Consider the following 18,327-nt stretch of genomic DNA (forward strand, 5'->3'; position numbering starts at 1 on the left):
CCCGGCCAAGTCATAGGATGACTCGAAGACACGCAGAGAATGTGTCAAATCGGTGATCTTGCGCAACTGTGTTATTGGCGTTTAGCCATCAGTGACGCAAAAGCTTGCGTAAAGGCACACCGTCCTTCATGACCGGTGACTTGATGACGATGTAGCTGAAGTACTTGGAAATGCCGATATTCTTGTCCAGCAGCTCTTCGATCACTTCCTGATAGTGCTGAATACTGCGGGTCATGAAGCGCACCAGATAGTCGTAACCGCCACTGATCAGGTGGCATTCGAGCACTTCATCCACGTGACGGATATTGGCTTCGAACTTGGCAAAGTCTTCGCGCTTGTGGTCGCTGAGGGAAATTTCTGTGAAGACCGTGACCGATTCGGTGATCTTCGCGAGATTCAGGTGGGCCTTGTAGCTGGAAATATAACCGGCTGATTCGAGACGTTTGACCCGTTGCAGGCAAGGGCTGGCAGATAGCCCGACAGCGTCTGCCAGACTGACGTTGGTCATGCGACCGTCTTTCTGGAGCTCGACCAGGATGTTGATATCAATCCGATCCAGTTTGACCAAGCCTTCCATCACCTACCTCTTGATTGCCATTCACCAAAGCTCTCTTCTAGCAAAATCAGCGCCTTAAAGACAGCTGATGCTGCGCCACCAGGTCAGCCATGCTGTTGATGCACAGATCGGCAGTGCAAGGCTGGCGATGTTCGGCACGGTTGCGACGGATCAGACACAGGCCGCCGTTGCCCAGCGCTGACGCCGGAGGCCGGGACACCAGCAAGGTTTCACTGGGGGCCAGATCCATCCCGGCCAGCCAGCTCGTATCATCCAGCGGATGAGTGGTCAGCGACAACAAGCTGTCGGGCTCCAGCCCCAAACGCTCGCACAAGGCATTTCGATCCTGTGCATCGCGATCGGCATAAACCAGCAACCGGTAAAACTTGCGCAGGTACAACATGGCACCCGGCGCATCCTCGAACAAGGTCCAGGTGGCCACTGACCGCGCGAAAGCCATACCCTCCTCCCACGTGGCCCGGGCACCGAAACGCTCGGACAACTGGCGATGGGCAAAACACAGCAAACCGCTGAAACCCAGCTCGCCAAAACGCGGATAAAGCGCACTCACCACCTCACTGAATGCCGCCAGCACCTGCTCCTTGTCGGGTTTTTCAGCGCTGTGCTCCAACAATGGCTGCAACGCCGACCAGACACCGGAATCACGGTCCACCAGAACTTCATCGCAGTCGATCAACAGTGCTCGGTAATCAGTCAGCCCCATGACAGGTCAAGCCTCCATTAAACATTCAGTCCCAACGGCCGCGCAGTGTGCATATCTGCGCGACCAGGCTTGAGCGACTACTTGGACTTCAATACTCGTGCCAAGGCAGCATCGAGGATGGTCAAGGCTTCATCGATCTGAGCCTCAGTCGTCACCAGCGGCGCGAGGAAGCGCAAGACGTTGCGATAAACGCCGCACTTGATGACCAGCAGGCCGCCGACGCGAGCCTGATCGATCAGTTGCTGATTGAGGTCCGCGTCCGGGCTGCGCTCGGCGTCGTCCTTGACGATTTCCATCGCCAGCATGAAACCGGGGCCGCGTACGTCGCCAATGCAGGAATAACGGGACTGCAGCTTGAGCAGGCCGGCACGCAGGTATTGCCCCAGTTGTTCGCCACGCTCCAGCAGTTCTTCCTGCTCGTAGGTATCGATCACCGCCAGCGCTGCGGCGCAGGCCAGAGCGTTGCCGCCGTATGTGCCACCCAGGCCGCCCGGAAGCGGTGCATCCATGATCCCGGCACGGCCGACCACACCCGACAGCGGCAAGCCGCCAGCCAGGCTTTTGGCGACCGTGACCAGATCGGGCTGAATGCCTGCGTGCTGGAAGCCGAACCATTTGCCGGTCCGGCCGAAACCGGTCTGGATTTCATCGAGAATCAGGACAATGCCGTGTTGCTCGGTCAGGGCACGCAGCGCTTTGAGAAACGCCACCGGCGCGCTCAGAAAACCACCATCGCCCTGCACAGGCTCGATGATGATGGCTGCCACGCGATCCGGCGCAACCTGCGTGGCCAGCAACTCATGCAGCGCGGCCAGGGCCATTTCGCTGGTGAAACCACGGTATTCGTTGGGATACGGGGTGTGGAACACTTCAGGTGCCAGAGGGCCGAAGTTTTGTTTGTACGGCTGGCTCATCCCGGTCAGGGTCGTGCCCAGCAAGGTGCGGCCATGGAAACCGCCACGAAACGAGATGATCGCCGGGCGATTGGTGTGGGCACGGGCGATCTTCACAGCATTCTCGACCGCTTCGGCACCGGAGGTGAAGAACACCGCCTTGTGCTCGATAGCACTTTCACCTGCCACCAGATTGCTCAGGCGCCTGGCCAGATCAAGATAGGGCTGATAGGCAACGACCTGAAAGCAGGCATGGGTGACCTTCTCCAGCTGGCCCTGCACCGCTTTGACGACATTGGGATGGTTGTGGCCGATGTTCAACACACCGATGCCGCCAACGAAGTCCAGATAACGCTTGCCATCGACATCCCACAATTCGGAACCCTGGGCGCGCTCGATGACCAACGGGTGAGCGGTGACCACACCACGGGGTACGAACTGATCGCGCTGACGGAGCAGATGAGGTGTTTCGTCGACTTTGCTATTCATGACTTTACCTGTAGTGGACCGGGCAACCGGCAGGTGGTTGCGATGTTGTTCAGGTTAAGCGTTCAGCGAAACGATCTAAGCCGAACTTGCCGTCTCAGATGCCCATATCCACTGTTTTCACCCTTGCAAACGGCAGATTCCTTCTGGCCATGCAATCTGCCGCGCAACGCCCTGTTTACAGGCTGAGCCGCCCCTTTGCGGTGCCTCTTTCAACAGATCCTGCTCCAGCCTTGAGGCATGATGGAGGCCCACTTTCACGCTCAGGAAATGCCCATGCCCGCCCTGCTCTATAAAGCCGATCCTGCCCGCGGCGAACGCTGGAAAGCCTTGTTTGCCGAGCATGCTCCCGATATCGAATGGCGCGCATGGCCGGACATTGGCGACCCGCAGGACATCCACTATCTGGCGGCCTGGCTGGCTCCCGATGATCTGGAACAGGTGCTGCCCAATCTCAAGGTGCTGTTCGCCTTGTCAGCCGGTGTGGATCAACTGGACCTGAGCCGTATCCCGCAATCACTGCCAGTGGTGCGCCTGCTGGACCCCGGCATCAGTCAGGGCATGTGCGAATACGCCTGCTTCGCCGTGCTGAGCCTGCATCGTGAAATGCTGCGCTATCGTCAACAGCAGATCGAAGGCCGTTGGCAGGCTCATCCACTGATCCCGGCTCATAAAAGGCGCATCGGGGTCATGGGGCTCGGGTTGCAAGCGCAGCACATTCTGTCGAGCCTGAAAGGCTTTGGTTTTGCCCTGTCAGGCTGGGCACGCAGCGAGCATCGTATCGAAGGCGTCGACTGCCATGCTGGCACCGAACAACTACCTGCTTTCCTGACGCAATGCGACATCCTGCTGTGCGTGCTGCCCCTGACAGAACAGACCGAAGGCATCCTCAATCGCGACCTGTTCAAGCACCTGCCGCAGGGCGCGGCGCTGATCAATATGGGTCGCGGCAAGCATCTGGTGGAGGACGACCTGCTGGAGGCGCTGGACAGCGGCCAGCTCAGCGCAGCCGTGCTGGATGTGCTGCAAAAGGAACCGGCAGCAACCGATCACCCGTTCTGGAAACACCCGAAGATCCTGCTGACCCCCCACATCGCTGCCATGACCCAACCGGAAAGCGCGTTTGCGGGGCTGCTGGAAAACATTCGGCGCTTTGAAAGAGGCGAGCCGATGGAGGGGCAAGTGGATCGCGGGCAGGGGTATTAGCCTTGGCGAATGAATTCACCCCCACACAACCTTAATCATGCCAATGCCACGCGGGTGCATCCAATGGCCTCTGGCCTTGCACTTCGGTCTGGCCCAAGGTCTTTTGCAGGACGATTTTCTGGCAGTCTTCATGGCGGCTCAGCTCTCTTATCAGGATGCTTGAGTGAGACACCACCCAGACCTGACAACGCTCCGAGGCGCGGATAATCAATCGCGCCAGGGCGGGCAACAGGTCGACATGCAGGCTGGTTTCCGGCTCGTTCAAGACCATCATCGACGGTGGTCGCGGTGTCAACAGTGCGGCCATGAGCAGCAGATAACGCAGCGTTCCATCCGAAAGCTCAGCCGCCGTCAGCGGTCGAAGCAGCCCGTGCTGATGAAGGAGCAAGCTGAACAAACCTCCCGGCGTGGCGTCGATTTCCAGACGGGTTCCGGGAAATGCATCGGTAAGTGCTGGCTGTAAATCCTCCACTTCGCCCACTTCGATGATGGTCTGCAAGGCCGCCGCCAGATTGCGCCCATCGTGATGCAGCACCGGTGTGCGGGTACCCAATTGTGGCTGGCGAACCGGGGCATCCCGATCTATGCGGAAATGGTCGTAGAAACGCCAGCCCTTTATGAGCGTACGCATTTCGGCGATTTCAGCAAAATTTCTCGGGCTGCCCAGTTGAGCGAACAGGCTGTCGAACGGCTGCCCATGTTGCTGGAGGATGTCCCATTCCCGGCCCTGACGTGCACGGATCATAGGCCCCTTGCGATCCACCAGCAGGGAAGCCGGCCGGTACAACGGCCCGGCCCAGATGCATTCCCGCTTGATCTCCGGGTCCAGCATGAAAGCGGTGGGATACGGCAGTGGTTCCGGCAAACCCAGGGAAATGGCAAAACCGAAGTCCTCGGTGGCAAACCCCAGGCGCAGGCGCTTTGCCTCTCGACGCACGGATGCCTCTAGAGGCACTTCGCCCTTTTTCATGCGCTGGCTGACCACTTCAGGACCGGCCCACCAGGTCGAGTCCAGTCCACCTTCATGGGCCAAGGCTTCCACCACACCGCCTTGAGCCGTCTCCGCCAATAGCCGCAAAGCCTTGTAGAGATTGGACTTGCCACTCCCGTTATCACCCGTAACAAGGTTGAGCCTCCCCAAGGGCACAACCAGATTATTGATCGAACGATAGTTGGCAACGGCCAGAGTTTTCAGCATCGGTGAAGCAGCTCCTGAGTCCATGGAGCCGCACTATCGCCCACCGGTCTGCAGCACTGCAACCGGTGTTCTGATCTGTAGAAGTACTTTATGGGAAGCAGCATGCTGGCGACTTCATTGAAGGTATCCACAGAATCACCGCAAATCCGGTAGAAGTAGCTTCAGCCGCGAAGCCATCTTTCGGGTGCTGAAATGTGTGCTGACTTCACCGGCCTCGTCGCGAGCAAGCTCCCTCCCACGATGGGTGCAGCTCAAAAAATGTGACGATTCCGAAAGACCAATCCGTATCTTCTGCATGAAACTTCCCTGACAATCCAACCCGCTTGTGCCTGCCAGATCCGGGAACTAGTCTGCGCTCCGTCGCTGCAAAATCAGCGATCGGGTGTGGAAACCTGTTCTTTTCTGTAGGCGCACAAGCGTCACCAAGTTGCTTGCCGGATATGTAATCGGCGAGTGCACTATGGCGGCTATGTGCGGGCAGACTTCGGTCTGGCCGGGTGCCTACAGCCTGGTTTTCCACCCCGTTCATAGCTGCCACCTTTTGTCGTGTGGAAACGGCAAGAGATGGCTCCGGAATGTGTAGGAGTTTCATCATGTTAAAAGTAACCCCCGATCCACCCATCAAACTCGAAGAAACACTTCTGCGGGTTTCTGAGGTTGGGGCCTGACGTATTCGTGAATCACCGCAAACCCGGTAGGAGTGGCTTCAGCCGCGAAGCCATCTTTCGGGCGCTGAAATGTGTGCTGACTTCACCGGCCTCGTCGCGAGCAAGCTCCCTCCCACGATGGGTGCAGCTCAAAAAATGTGACGATTCCGAAAGACCAATCCATATCTTCTGCATGAAACTTCCCTGACAATCCAACCCGTTTGTGCCTGCCAGATACGGGAACGGCCAATGCGCTGGTGGAGCGACAGCCATCCCTTCACTGATCGGTATCAGGCCTACAACCCGCCCACATGAAACGCCTTCACTTCCAGATATTCGTCCAGCCCGTAGCTGGAGCCTTCGCGGCCCAGGCCTGACTGTTTGATCCCGCCGAAAGGCGCGACCTCCATGGAAATGATCCCGGTATTGAGCCCGACCATGCCGAACTCCAGCGCCTCACCGAAACGCCATGAGCGGCGCAGGTCCTGGGTGAAGTAATAAGCACCCAGCCCATACGGCGTGGCGTTGGCCAGGGCCAGCGCCTCGGCTTCGTCGGTAAAGCGCATCAGCGGGGCAACCGGGCCGAAGGTTTCTTCGTTCGCCAGCAGCATTCCGGCATGGGTATCGCCCAGCACGGTCGGTTGCACGAACTGGTTATCGCCATCCGGAAGACCACCGTACAGCAGCTTCGCGCCCTGGCTCAGGGCATCGTCGATATGTCGGGCAACCTTGTTCACTGCCGCCGTGTTGATCAGCGGCCCAATGGTGACACCCTCCTCCAGTCCGTTACCGACCTTGAGCTTGGCGACTTCTTCCACCAGCCGTTGGGCAAAGCGGTCATAGATACCGTTCTGCACCAGAATGCGGTTGGCGCAGACGCAGGTCTGCCCGGCATTACGGAATTTGCTGAGCATGATGCCCGCCACAGCCTGCTCCAGATCGGCATCGTCGAACACGATAAACGGCGCATTGCCGCCCAGTTCCAGGCTCAGGCGCTTGATGTGCTCGGCGCTCTGGCGCATCAGCAGACGACCCACAGGCGTCGAGCCGGTAAAGGAAATCTTGCGCACTGCCGGGTTGCCGGTCAGTTCTTCGCCAATGCCGGTGGGTAACCCGGTAATGACGTTGAACACGCCTGCGGGAATCCCCACGCGCTCGGCCAACACCGCCAGCGCTAAAGCAGACAACGGCGTCAGGTCCGACGGTTTGACGATAATCGGACAACCCGCTGCCAATGCCGGGGCGCATTTGCGGGTGATCATTGCGTTGGGGAAGTTCCAGGGCGTGATCGCAGCGCAGACACCCACGGGTTGCTTGAGGGTCATCAAGCGACGGTCGGCACTGGGCGTGGGGATGGTTTCGCCATAAGAGCGGCGCGCCTCTTCAGCGAACCATTTGACGAAACTGGCGCCATAGCGGATTTCACCACGGGACTCGTTGAGCGGCTTGCCCTGCTCAAGGGTCATGATCAGCGCCAGGTCCTCAAGGTTGTCGAGCATGGCCTGACACCAGCGCTCCAGCAACACGGCACGCTCGGCGGCAGGACGTGCCCGCCAGGCTGGCCAGGCACGCTCGGCAGCTTCGATGGCGCGCCGTGTCTCGGCACCGTTCAGGGCCGGCACCAGCGCCAGACTTTCGCCCGTCGCCGGGTCTGTCACAGTCAAGGTTGCGCCGTCATCGGCGGCAATCCACTGCCCATCGACGTAAGCGCGTTCTACCAGCAGGCTGGGGTCTTTCAACTGATTCTTGAGCATGATCGAGTCCTGTTCCGGGATGACTGCCAGTCTAAGCAGCCGCCACAGTCCAGGATGCTGAAAGCGGCGAACCAGCAGCGTCGGATGCTGAAATTCGCCCTCTCACGGCAGCCTCTACTGCTTCAACGAGCCCAACAGGTTCTGCAAAAAGCGCTCGCCTGCCGTCATCTGGCTTACATCGATAAACTCGTCGGGCTTGTGCGCCTGCTCGATGGAACCCGGCCCACACACCACCACCGGTACATTGAGTCGCCCCGCGAACAAACCACCTTCAGTGCCATACGAAACCTTGATGTGCTGCGTGCCCGGCTCGGCGAAGGCATGCAACAGGCGCACGGCCTCAACGCTTGGGTGCGTCTCCAGCGCCGGGTATTCGTTCATGATTTCAATCTCGATGTCCGCCACGCCGGACAACTGCTTGGCCTCGCGCACCAGCACTTCGGCCTGCTCACGCAACTGCGCCAGCAACAGATCCGGGTCATCACCCGGCAAATTGCGGTACTCGAACTCAAGCGTGCAGAGGTTCGGCACGATATTCAGCGCCTTGCCGCCGTCGATACGGCCGATATGCACGGTGCTGTAAGGAATGTCATAGCCGTCGTCCCGCGAGCCCTGCTGTTCGATCAGCGCCTGACTCTTGCGCAGCTCGGCAATGAAATCACTGGCCAGATGAATCGCATTGACCGCGCGCGGTGCCAGCGAGGAATGCGCTTCCTGGCCACGACAAAAGGTCCGGTAGGAGCTTTTGCCTTTATGGCCGATGGCGAACTGCATCATGGTCGGCTCACCCACCACACACAGAAAGGGCCGCAGCGGCGCCAGATGCAAGACATCCAGTAAACGCCGCACGCCGACACAGCCAATTTCTTCATCGTGGGACAAAGCCAGTTGCAGCGGTCGAGTCAACGTCATGTCCGCCGCATCGAGCATGGCGTCGATGGCCAGGGCAATGAAGCCCTTCATGTCGCAGGTCCCACGGCCATAAATCCGCCCGTCACGTACCGTCGCCTCAAACGGCGGCACGGTCCAGGCCTGCCCGGCGGCGGGCACTACGTCGGTATGGCCAGACAGCAACACACCCGGCTGGTCACGCGGACCGGTGCTGGCAAACAGGTTGGCTTTCTTGCCCGTCTCGTCCTTGACGATCAATGACTCGATGCCTTTGCTCGCCAGCAGGTCGCGAACGTATTCGATCAGGGCCATGTTCGGCTCCGACGACACCGTATCGAAGGCAATCAGTCGCTTGAGGATTTCCAGTGCGCGGGGCGTCATGAGGCTTTACTCGCTTGCTCGTTCACCATGGCAAAACGGCGAATGTCGAAGGGGCTGATAGAGGTGGAGGTACTGCCAGTGCTGATCAATTCAGCCATCACGTCACCCACGCCCGGACCGAGCTGGAAGCCGTGACCGCAGAAGCCGAAAGCATAGAACAACCCGTCCACCGCGCCGCTGCGGCCCATGACCGGCAACGAATCCGGCGTATAGCCTTCGATGCCGCTCCACACCCGAATGATGTTCAGGTTGCCCACGCCCGGCAGCAACCGGCGCATCTGCTGCACCTGATTGATGATGCTGCGCGGCTCGACATAGGCCTTTCGGTTGATCATGTCCGGTTTGCTGCGAAAGCCACCGCCGATGATGATGTTGCCCCGCGGGATCTGCCGGAAATAGATCACTTCGTGGGCAATCTTCGTGTACACGCCAATCACTGTCGGCAGGGCGTAAGGCACAGGTTCGGTCACAGCCATTTGCGGGCCGTGGGTGTCCAGCGGGACTGGCTCACCGAACTGTTCGGACAGCTTCTGGCCCCAGGCGCCAGCAGTAATCAGCAGGTTGTCGGCGGTAAAGACCCGGCCATCGGTGGTGGTGACTTCAAACTCGCTCCCGACCTTTTGCACATGGGCGACCTCAGTCCGCTCCTCGATGCGCGCGCCAGCCCGAATCGCTGCACGGGCAAAGGCCGGCGCAGCCAGACGCGGGTTGGCGTGACCGTCGTGGGGCGCGTAGGAACCGCCTTTCACGTCAGGCCCCAGGAACGGGAAGCGCTCATGCAACTCCTTGCCGCTGTAGATCTGCAGATCCAGCTCGCGGGCTTCGGGCGCGGCGGCATAGGCTTCCAGCTCCGGGATCTCGTCTTCGCGGTAGCAGACACGCATGTGCCCCGAGGGAATGAACTCCAGGTCGTCATCGATCAGTTCCGGCAAGCGCTTCCACAATGCCCAGGAGCGGTTGGACAACTCCAACTGGCCGAGGAAACGACCCTGACGGCGGACATTGCCAAAGTTAACGCCACTGGCGTACTGGCCGATCATGTCGCGCTCCAGCAAGGTCACCGACTGGCCGCGCTGGCGCAGGAAAAAGGCCGAAGCCGAGCCCATGATTCCACCGCCAATAATCAGCACATCGACTTTCGGCTGCTTCATGACACCACCTCATCTGTGAGCATGGACAAGGGTTTGACCGGAGCCTGCCCACGCTGACGCCCCACCTGTTCGACCGGCACGCCCGCAGCGGCGGCGATCACTTCAGCGCCCGCCTGGGAGCAGTAACGCCCTTGGCAGCGCCCCATGCCGACCCGGCTGAACGCCTTGGCGCGGTTGACCTCGCAGGCGCCTTTCTGGCGAACGACACCCCGCAACTCACCAGCACTGATCATCTCGCAGCGGCAGACAATCGCATCATCGGGCAATGCCTGAGCCTGGGCCGCTGGCCACGGAAAGGCCTCGGCCAGACCGACACGAAAGCGATCCATGACTTCAAGGTCCTTGCGCACCCCGGCCTGAAGCGCCTGGTCCACGGGAAGGTCCAGGTCCTGCAACAGAGCCAGCGCCGCAAGGCGTCCAGCCTGCTCGGCAGCGTCGGCACCGCGAATCTTCGCGCCATCGCCTGCGGCGTAGACGCCTTTGACCGAGGTCCGGCCTTCTTCATCGACGGCCAGCAGCCATTGCCCGGAAGCCTCATCGAAGCGCAACTGGCAACCCGCCAGATCGGCCAGCTGGGTTTCAGGCCGCAAGTGGTAACCCAGCGCCAACGCATCGCACTCGACGCTCAAGGACGTGCCATTCGCCAACCGCACTTGCACACCGCTGACGCCCTCTTGAGCGTCGCCCAGTATCTGTTCCGGCTGAACACCCATGTGTACCGGCACCTTGGCGCGGTAAAGCTGAGCCAGCAGTTTCATGCCGTTGAACAGCAAACCCGGACGCGCCATCAGTTTGGGCAGTGCGCCGATGCGCTTGCTGAAAGGAGAAGTGTCGAGCACCGCCGCCACCTCGGCACCGGCCTTCACGTACTGGCTGGCGACCAGATACAGCAACGGGCCGCTGCCCATGAACACAACCCGGCTGCCAATGGATACCGACTGCGCCTTGAGGGCAATCTGCGCGCCGCCCAGGCTGTAAGTCCCTGCCAGTTGCCAGCCCTTGATCGGCATCAGGCGGTCGGTGGCGCCGGTACACAAGATCAGTGCATCGAAATCCTGAACGGTATGCAGGCCCTGGCTGACACAGCACAACTGGCCGGGCGTCAGGTTCCAGCCCAGCGTGTCGGGGCGATAGTCAATCTGCGAACGCAGGCGGTCGAAGCTTTCATGCAGCGCACGGGCCTTTGGCGCTTCGGTGCCATACAGTGCCGAATAGTCGCGCTTGAAACCTTCGGGCTGACGCCGATAGATCTGCCCGCCATCACGGCGGTTTTCATCGATCAGAACCGGCTTGAGGCCCGCCGCCAGCAGCGTCTCGGCGCAGCGGGTTCCGGCAGGCCCGGCACCGATGATGACGACCCTGGCAGCCTTGGGATCTGCAACGCCTAACCGTGAAGTGGCCATGTCGCCTCCGGTTGTGTAGTGACGATATCAAGCCCCTCGCGGACTTCATTGGAGCAGGCGCGCAGGCGTTCGCCGCTGCGGGTCCATACCCAGCAATCCTGGCAGGCGCCCATCAGGCAGAAACCGGCACGACGCCCCGAGTCGAATTCGGACTGGCGTAATGCCGCGCCCTTGGTCAGCAAGGCGACCATCAGGGTGTCGCCCTGCAAGGCTTCGACGGGCAAGCCATCGACTTTCAGGCTGACAGTGGGCCGATCACGCTCGCCCAACCTTACGAAACGCCCTTTCATGCATAGGCTCCCACGGTCACGTTATTCAGGTTCTCTTGTGCGCCCTGCAATTCAGCGCTGTCACGATGACAAAGGATTTCGCTGCCACCACCAATCTGGCGGCGAGCGGGTGCAGTCTTGTTGCACAGCCCCTCGACACGGACCGGGCAACGATTGAGGAAAGTGCAAAGCTCCGGATTATTGGCCGGGGCACTGATCGACGGCAGCTTGCCACAAGTGGAAGAACACTCTTCCAGCCAGCCTTGGCGCAGTTCTGGTACCGAACTCACCAGCAAGTCCGTGTAAGGATGGAAAGGCGCCTTGCTGAAGGACTCGCAACTGCCCTCCTCGACCTTGTGGCCGCTGTACATCACCACGATGTCATCGCACAGGGCGCGGACGGTGGATATGTCATGGCTGATGAACAGATAGGAAACCCCAAGCTCGCGTCGCAGATCACCCAGGAGTTCAAGAATGGCTGCGCCGACCACAGTATCCAGCGCCGAGGTCACTTCATCGCAGAGGATCAGGTCCGGCTTGGCCGCCAGAGCGCGGGCCAGGTTGATTCGTTGCTTCTGCCCGCCGGACAGTTCGTTGGGACGGCGCTCGGCCAGCTCACGGGGCAAGCGCACCAGATCCATCAATTCGTCGATGCGTTGACGCAAAGCCTGCCCCTTGAGGCCGAAGTACATCTTCAGCGGTCGGGCCAGAATCGTGCTCACGCTATGCATCGGATTAAGTGCGGTATCGGCGTTCTGGAACACCATCTGAATGCGTCGAAACTGGTCTTCCGTGCGCCCGGCCAGGGTGCCGGACAATTCAGCGCCATCGAACACCAGGCTGCCGCGAGCCGGGTCCAGCAAACCGGCAACCACACGCGCCAGGGTCGACTTGCCCGAACCGGACTCACCGATCACGCCGATGGCCTGGCCACGACGCACGGTCAGGTCGATGTCTTCGAGCACGCGGATCATCGGCATGCCTTGCAGGTTCTTCTTGCCGTAGCCGGCGGTCATGCCCTTGATGGTCAGCAGCACGCTGTCCTTGGCCACCTCACTGGCCGGGCTCAAGGTAGCGTCTGGCCGGGCGGCGGCCAACAGGCTGCGGGTATAGGCTTCTCCCGGGCCTTTGAGCAACGCCGTGGTGCTGCTTTTTTCGATGATCTGCCCGCCGTTGAGCACCACGATCTGATCCGCCATCTGCGCCACAACCGCCAGATCATGGGAGACATAGACCGCCGTCGCGCCACGCTCGCGCACCACCCGCTTGAAAGCCCGTAGCACGTCGATCTGGGTGGTGACGTCCAGCGCCGTAGTGGGCTCGTCGAGAATCACCAGCAAAGGGTCGCTGATCAGCGCCATGGCCGCCATGACCCGCTGCAACTGGCCGCCCGACACCTGATGCGGATAGCGTTCACCGATCTGCTCCGGGTCAGGCAGTGCCAGATCCCGGAACAGCTCGATAGCCTTGGCTTCCAGCGCCGCCTGGGTGCCGAGGCCATGAATCAACGCGCCCTCGATCACCTGATCGATCAGTTTCCTGGCCGGGTTGAAAGCGGCGGCAGCACTTTGCGCAATGTAGGAAACACGGTTGCCACGTAAACCCTGCAACTGTTTTTCCGGGAGGCTGAGCATGTCGTGCTCGCCGACCTGCACCACGCCGCTGGCCAGACGACAACCACGTCGCGCATAACCCAGCAGCGCCAGAGCGATGGTGGTCTTGCCGGAACCGGACTCACCGATCAGCGCCAGCACTTCGCCTTTTTCCAACGCGAAACTCACGCCTTTGACGATCTCGATTTCGCCCTGCTCGCCACTGGCAACGACCCGCAGGTCTTGGACACTTATCAATTCACTCATCTCATCGACCTCCTGCGCGGCGACTGCGACTCGATGAAAGCCGGTCGATAAACAGGTTGACTCCGATAGTCAGCGTGCCGATGGCCAATGCCGGAATCACGATGGCGGGAGCACCCTGATTGAGCCCGCCAATGTTCTCGCGCACCAGCGAGCCCAGGTCGGCGTCCGGTGGCTGAACGCCCAGCCCCAGAAAGCTCATGCCGCTGAGCAACAGCACGATGAAACCGAAGCGCAGGCCCAGATCGGTCATCACCGGGTTGAGCATGTTGGGCAGGATTTCCTGGCAGGCAATGTAGATGCGCCCTTCGCCACGGGTACGGGCTACCTGCACGTATTCCAGCGCCTCAATGTTCACCGCCAGACTGCGTGCAATCCGAAAAGCACCCGGCATGAAACTCAGCACCGCCGTGCAGATCAGCAGCGTGATGGACGAACCAAAGGCCGACACCATGATCAGCGCGAGCATCTTGCTGGGGATCGAGATCAAAGCATCCATCAGACGGCTGATCACTTCATCCAGCCATTTGGGCGCTACCACCGAAAGCAGGGCACAGAGCGTTCCGATACCACTGGCCAGGACCGCGGCGACCAGCGCCAGACCGATGGTGAAACGCGCGCCCACCAGCACCCGACTGAGCATGTCACGGCCCAGATAATCGGTGCCGAACAGATGCGTGGCGCTGATGGCGTCGAACACGTTGTCGGAAACCACTTCGCCTACTGAGTACGGCGCCAGCCATGGGCCAAACGCCGCGACCAGCAACCAGATGAAACACATCGCCGCGCCGATCAGACCAAGCCACGAAGGCCCATGGGAAATTTTGCCAAGCGCCAGGTCTGGCGCGGCTGGCGTCGATTTCACAATGATATTGTTCATTGGGTTCTCAGCCTCGGATTGGAAAGGATTGCACACAGGTCGGCCAGCAACACCAACCCCAGATAAGCCGAGCAGAACAGCATGGTGCAGGCCTGCACCAACGCCATGTCCCGGTTGGTCACGGCATCGACCATCAGGCTGGCGATGCCGGGATAGTTGAAGATGGTCTCGACGATCACCACGCCGCCCAGCAGGTAAGACAGGCTCAACGCAACGGCGTTGGCAATCGGCCCGATGGCATTGGGCAAGGCATGTTGCAGCACGATGCGCGTCGGGCTAACGCCCTTGAGCCGAGCCATTTCCACATACGGGCTGTCGAGCTGGTCGATAACGGCAGCGCGGGTCATGCGTGCCATCTGGGCGACAATGACGCAGCACAGGGTCATCACCGGCAATGCATAGGTGCGGATGAATTGCAGCGGCGAGCTGACATCGCTGGCATAGGACAACGCAGACAGCCAGCCCAGGTTCACGGCAAAGATCAACACCGCAAGAGTCGCCACCAGAAACTCGGGCACGGCCACCAGAGCCAGGGTGATGAAACTCAGCGCGCTGTCCAGGCGACCGCCACGGCCCATTGCCGAGCCGATGCCCAGCGTCAGAGCAACCGGCACCGATACCAGCGCCGTGGTGGCCGCCAGCATCAGGGTGTTGGGGAAGCGTCCGGCAATCAGCTCGGTCACTGGCATGGCGTTGGACACCGATTCGCCCATATTCCCGCCCAGCAGGTTCATCAACCATTGCAGGTAACGCACCACACCTGGCTGATCCAGACCCAGCTTGATGCGCAGGGCCGCAACCTGTTCAGGGGTCGCGAACTGCCCGAGAGCGGCTTGCGCCGCATCGCCGGGCAACACTGCCGTAATGGCGAATACCACCACGGAAACAATCAACAAGGTCACGATCGCAGCGCCCAGGCGCTGGACGATCAGCCAGAATGTGTTGCTATTCATCTGCCTGCTCCCGCATCAGTCCACAACCGTTGTTACACGTCCAGCCACACCTGCTCGCTGAACATGTAACCCATGAAGCCACCCAGCGGATTGCTGGAGTAACCCTGGATGCGCTTGTCCACACCGTCGATATTGCTGATGAACACGGGGATGCCGATACCGCAGTGCTGGCTGACCAGCGCTTGCATGTCGCCATACATCTTCGCTCGCTTCTCGTCGTCGGTTTCGCCACGGGCCAGCATCAGCAACTGGTCGAACTGATCGTTCTTCCAGGCGGACTCGTTCCACGGCGCGGACGACTGGAAGAACTGCGAGAAGATCACATCGGCATTGGGACGCGGGTTGATGTTGCCGAAGCTCAGCGGGTGCTTCATCCAGTGGTTGGACCAGTAGCCATCGCTGGGCAGGCGGTTGACGTTGAGGGTCAGCCCGGCCTGCTTGGCCGACTGTTGCAGCAGCACGGCAATGTCCACCGAACCCGTCGCGGCGGGCGATGCGGCAACCGGCATGGTGATTTTTTCCATTCCGGCTTTCTTGAGCAGGAATTTGGCTTTCTCGGGGTCGTACACGCGCTGCGGCAGGTCGGCATTGAAGTAGCGCGAACCGGGCGCAATCGGGTGGTCGTTACCCACGCGGGCATAACCACGGAACACCGCCGACTTGACCTGTTCGCGATCGAGCAGGTACTTCATGGCCTCGGTGAATTCGGGGCTCTTGCCCGGCATCTGGTCCTGGCGAATGATCAGATCGGTGTAGTTGCCCGACGGCGCATCCACGACACGGTGACCGGCACTGGCGGCAATGCGGGTGGTGGAGCGCGGGTTGACCTCGTTGATCATATGCACATCGCCGGACAGCAGCGCGTTGACCCGCGATGGCTCGTCGCCGATGGCAATGAACTCGATCTCGTCCAGGTATGGCAGGCCCGGTTTCCAGTAGTTCGGGTTGCGGGCGCTGACGGAGCGCACGCCTGGCGTGAATTCCTTGACCGTGAACGGGCCGGTACCAATGCCCTTGCTGAAGTCGGTGGTGCCTTCAGGCACGATCAGCAGGTGCGAAACCGCCAGGATCGACGGCAACTCGGCGTTTGGCGAACTCAGGGTAATCTGTACTTCCAGCGGGCCGGTCGCCTTGATCTCGGCGAACTGCGCCATCAGCGGCATGACTTTCGAGCCGGTGGCAGGGTCCTTGTGGCGCGACAGGGAGAACACCACATCGGCGGCGCTCAGCGACTTGCCGTTGTGGAACGTGACGTCCTTGCGCAAGGTGATGGTCCACACCGTTGCGTTGCTGTTTTCGATCTTCTCGGCCAGCTCCGGATGCGGCACCAGATGGCTGTCGAAGCGGGTCAGACCGTTGTAGAACATGAAGTGGCGAACATAGTCAGTGGACAGCGCCCCCTTGGCCGGGTCGAGGGTATCGGCCGTGGAGCTGGACATGCCTGCCACACGAATGCGTCCGCCCGGCTTGCCTTTCACGGGTGCCGCGTCGTCATCGGCAAACACTTTCCCCGCCGCACCGAACAGGCTGGTGGAGCCTGCCGCCACGACACCCGCGACGCCCAGCATGCGCAATGCATCACGGCGCGACAGACCGCGATTGAGTCCCTCGAAAACCCGCAGGCTGTCTTGGCCTGAAATCAATGGGGAATCGGTTTTCTTGTCAGCCATATCAGTTCTACCTGTCGAAAAGGGGAATGTCCGAGTTGCTCACGGTTGGCCGGAGCGTCCTTTAAGCACACACGACGACGGTGAAACAAAAACTCAGTAGCGACTGTCCTGATAGCGGTAATACGCGCCCACCAGTGGCAGAAACCACGGCTTGCCAAAGTGTCCGGGAATCGCCGGCCAGCTCAGGTCACGCCAGGGGTTTGCCTGCGCCTTGCCGTCCATGACCTGCGCCATGACCTGGCCCATGTGCACCGACATCTGCACGCCATGGCCGCTATAGCCCATCGAATAGAAAACCCCGCCATGCTCGCCGGCACGCGGCAGACGGTCGGACGTCATGTCCACTAGCCCACCCCAGCAGTAATCGACCTTCACATGTGCCAGTTGCGGGAACATCTGCACCATGGCCGCCTGAAGCACCTTGCCGCTCTTGGCATCGGAACTGCTGTTGGACATGGCAAAGCGCGCACGGCCACCAAACAGCAAACGGTTATCCGGCGTGAGGCGGAAATAGTTGCCGATCAAACGGCTGGTGACGTAGGCACGCTGGTTCGGGAACAGACGGTTGATCAGTTCCTGAGGCAGCACTTCGGTGGCAATCACGAAACTGCCGACCGGGACGATGCGACGCCGATACCAGCCCAATCCGCCGTGTTGGCAAGCGCCGGTTGCCAGCAGCACTTGCCCGGCCTGAATCGAACCTCTGGAGGTGTTGACCACAAAGCCGTTCTTGCTGGCTTTCCAGTCCTTGACCACTGCGTTCTGATAAACCCGCGCACCGTGCCGCACCGCGGCATCGGCAAGGCCCAGACCAAAACGGCCGACATGGATCTGTACGCCATTGCGTTGCAGCAGGCCGCCATGAAACTCGGCCGAGTCGATCTCGGAGCGCACATCCTGTGCAGAGAGCAACTCGACATCGGCATCCACTTCACGACGGATCAGGTCGCAGGTTCGCGCCAGTCCTTCGTAATGACCGGGTTTGGCAGCCAGCTTGAGCTTGCCGTTACGCTTGATGTCACAGGCGATGCTCTCCTGCTCGATCACGTCGACAACGCTTTGCACCGCGCTTTCATACGCCTTGTAATACTCACGGGCCTGATCGGCTCCCAGGTTCTGGCTCAACGCCGCATAGTCCTGGGCAACGCCGGTATTGCACTGCCCGCCATTGCGCCCGGAGGCTTCGCCGATGACTCGACCCGCCTCCAGAACCACCACACTGGCACCTTTCAAGGCCAAGGCACGAGCTGCCGCGAGTCCGGTAAAACCTCCCCCGACAATCACCACATCTGCCTGCCCTTCTACCGCGCCATCCTGGGCACCGGTAAAGGCTGGGGCAGTATCGAGCCAGTAGGACTCACTGTGCATCTCGTTCTCCTTGTCGCTTGCTGGGTTTGAAGCACCCTGGA

Annotated in this window: 15 protein-coding genes; 1 reads left to right on the top strand and 14 read right to left on the bottom strand. The window is 60.5% G+C overall.

Features of this window, described 5'->3' with window-relative positions; genetic code table 11:
* Nucleotides 1-88: 88 nt before the first annotated feature.
* The 3 genes from JL015_RS14655 to gabT all read right to left on the bottom strand — a co-directional run bounded on the left by JL015_RS14655 (nucleotide 89) and on the right by gabT (nucleotide 2,662).
* The gene (locus JL015_RS14655) at nucleotides 89-577 is read right to left on the bottom strand and encodes an Lrp/AsnC family transcriptional regulator (RefSeq protein ID WP_002555947.1); all 489 of its coding nucleotides are present in this window, start codon (nucleotides 575-577) and stop codon (nucleotides 89-91) included.
* 46 nt (nucleotides 578-623) lie between these two features.
* Nucleotides 624-1,280 (bottom strand): HAD family hydrolase, encoded by a 657-nt coding sequence (locus JL015_RS14660; protein ID WP_201018946.1) that lies wholly within the window; start codon nucleotides 1,278-1,280, stop codon nucleotides 624-626.
* Nucleotides 1,281-1,357: 77 nt separating this feature from the next.
* The gene (gabT, locus tag JL015_RS14665) at nucleotides 1,358-2,662 is read right to left on the bottom strand and encodes a 4-aminobutyrate--2-oxoglutarate transaminase (protein ID WP_201018947.1); all 1,305 of its coding nucleotides are present in this window, start codon (nucleotides 2,660-2,662) and stop codon (nucleotides 1,358-1,360) included.
* A gap of 273 nt (nucleotides 2,663-2,935) precedes the next feature.
* On the opposite strand from gabT, the gene JL015_RS14670 reads away from it, so the two are divergent.
* Nucleotides 2,936-3,865, top strand: coding sequence for a 2-hydroxyacid dehydrogenase (locus JL015_RS14670; RefSeq protein ID WP_201018948.1), 930 nt, complete (start codon nucleotides 2,936-2,938; stop codon nucleotides 3,863-3,865).
* A 31-nt stretch (nucleotides 3,866-3,896) separates the two neighbouring features.
* On the opposite strand, the gene JL015_RS14675 is transcribed toward JL015_RS14670, so the two are convergent.
* The 11 genes from JL015_RS14675 to JL015_RS14725 form a co-directional block, all read right to left on the bottom strand.
* Nucleotides 3,897-5,063 carry an AAA family ATPase gene (locus tag JL015_RS14675; RefSeq protein WP_201018949.1) on the bottom strand — a complete coding sequence of 389 codons (1,167 nt, stop codon included), beginning with the start codon at nucleotides 5,061-5,063 and terminating at the stop codon, nucleotides 3,897-3,899.
* A 943-nt stretch (nucleotides 5,064-6,006) separates the two neighbouring features.
* Complete coding sequence (locus JL015_RS14680) at nucleotides 6,007-7,464, bottom strand: NAD-dependent succinate-semialdehyde dehydrogenase (protein ID WP_201018950.1); 1,458 nt, start codon at nucleotides 7,462-7,464, stop codon at nucleotides 6,007-6,009.
* 114 nt (nucleotides 7,465-7,578) lie between these two features.
* Entirely contained in the window at nucleotides 7,579-8,736 is a 1,158-nt protein-coding gene (gene argE / locus JL015_RS14685) for an acetylornithine deacetylase (RefSeq protein WP_201018951.1), read from the bottom strand.
* Complete coding sequence (locus JL015_RS14690; protein ID WP_201018952.1) at nucleotides 8,733-9,887, bottom strand: NAD(P)/FAD-dependent oxidoreductase; 1,155 nt, start codon at nucleotides 9,885-9,887, stop codon at nucleotides 8,733-8,735. The genes argE and JL015_RS14690 overlap by 4 nt, the downstream gene beginning before the upstream one ends.
* Nucleotides 9,884-11,290 carry an FAD/NAD(P)-dependent oxidoreductase gene (locus JL015_RS14695; protein WP_201018953.1) on the bottom strand — a complete coding sequence of 469 codons (1,407 nt, stop codon included), beginning with the start codon at nucleotides 11,288-11,290 and terminating at the stop codon, nucleotides 9,884-9,886. The genes JL015_RS14690 and JL015_RS14695 overlap by 4 nt, the downstream gene beginning before the upstream one ends.
* Nucleotides 11,272-11,580, bottom strand: a complete 309-nt coding sequence (locus JL015_RS14700) for a (2Fe-2S)-binding protein (RefSeq protein ID WP_201018954.1) — start codon at nucleotides 11,578-11,580, stop codon at nucleotides 11,272-11,274. Before JL015_RS14700 ends, JL015_RS14695 begins: the two co-directional genes overlap by 19 nt.
* Nucleotides 11,577-13,418 (bottom strand): ABC transporter ATP-binding protein, encoded by a 1,842-nt coding sequence (locus JL015_RS14705; RefSeq protein ID WP_201018955.1) that lies wholly within the window; start codon nucleotides 13,416-13,418, stop codon nucleotides 11,577-11,579. Before JL015_RS14705 ends, JL015_RS14700 begins: the two co-directional genes overlap by 4 nt.
* 1 nt (nucleotide 13,419) lies before the next feature.
* Nucleotides 13,420-14,295, bottom strand: coding sequence for an ABC transporter permease (locus tag JL015_RS14710; protein WP_201018956.1), 876 nt, complete (start codon nucleotides 14,293-14,295; stop codon nucleotides 13,420-13,422).
* Nucleotides 14,292-15,248, bottom strand: coding sequence for an ABC transporter permease (locus JL015_RS14715; RefSeq protein WP_201018957.1), 957 nt, complete (start codon nucleotides 15,246-15,248; stop codon nucleotides 14,292-14,294). The genes JL015_RS14710 and JL015_RS14715 overlap by 4 nt, the downstream gene beginning before the upstream one ends.
* 32 nt (nucleotides 15,249-15,280) lie before the next feature.
* Nucleotides 15,281-16,918, bottom strand: coding sequence for an ABC transporter substrate-binding protein (locus JL015_RS14720; protein ID WP_201018958.1), 1,638 nt, complete (start codon nucleotides 16,916-16,918; stop codon nucleotides 15,281-15,283).
* A gap of 93 nt (nucleotides 16,919-17,011) precedes the next feature.
* Nucleotides 17,012-18,286, bottom strand: a complete 1,275-nt coding sequence (locus JL015_RS14725; RefSeq protein ID WP_201018959.1) for an NAD(P)/FAD-dependent oxidoreductase — start codon at nucleotides 18,284-18,286, stop codon at nucleotides 17,012-17,014.
* Nucleotides 18,287-18,327: the final 41 nt, after the last annotated feature.

This window comes from Pseudomonas cichorii (assembly GCF_015471405.1).
GTDB classification, from domain to species: Bacteria; Pseudomonadota; Gammaproteobacteria; order Pseudomonadales; family Pseudomonadaceae; genus Aquipseudomonas; species Aquipseudomonas serbiensis.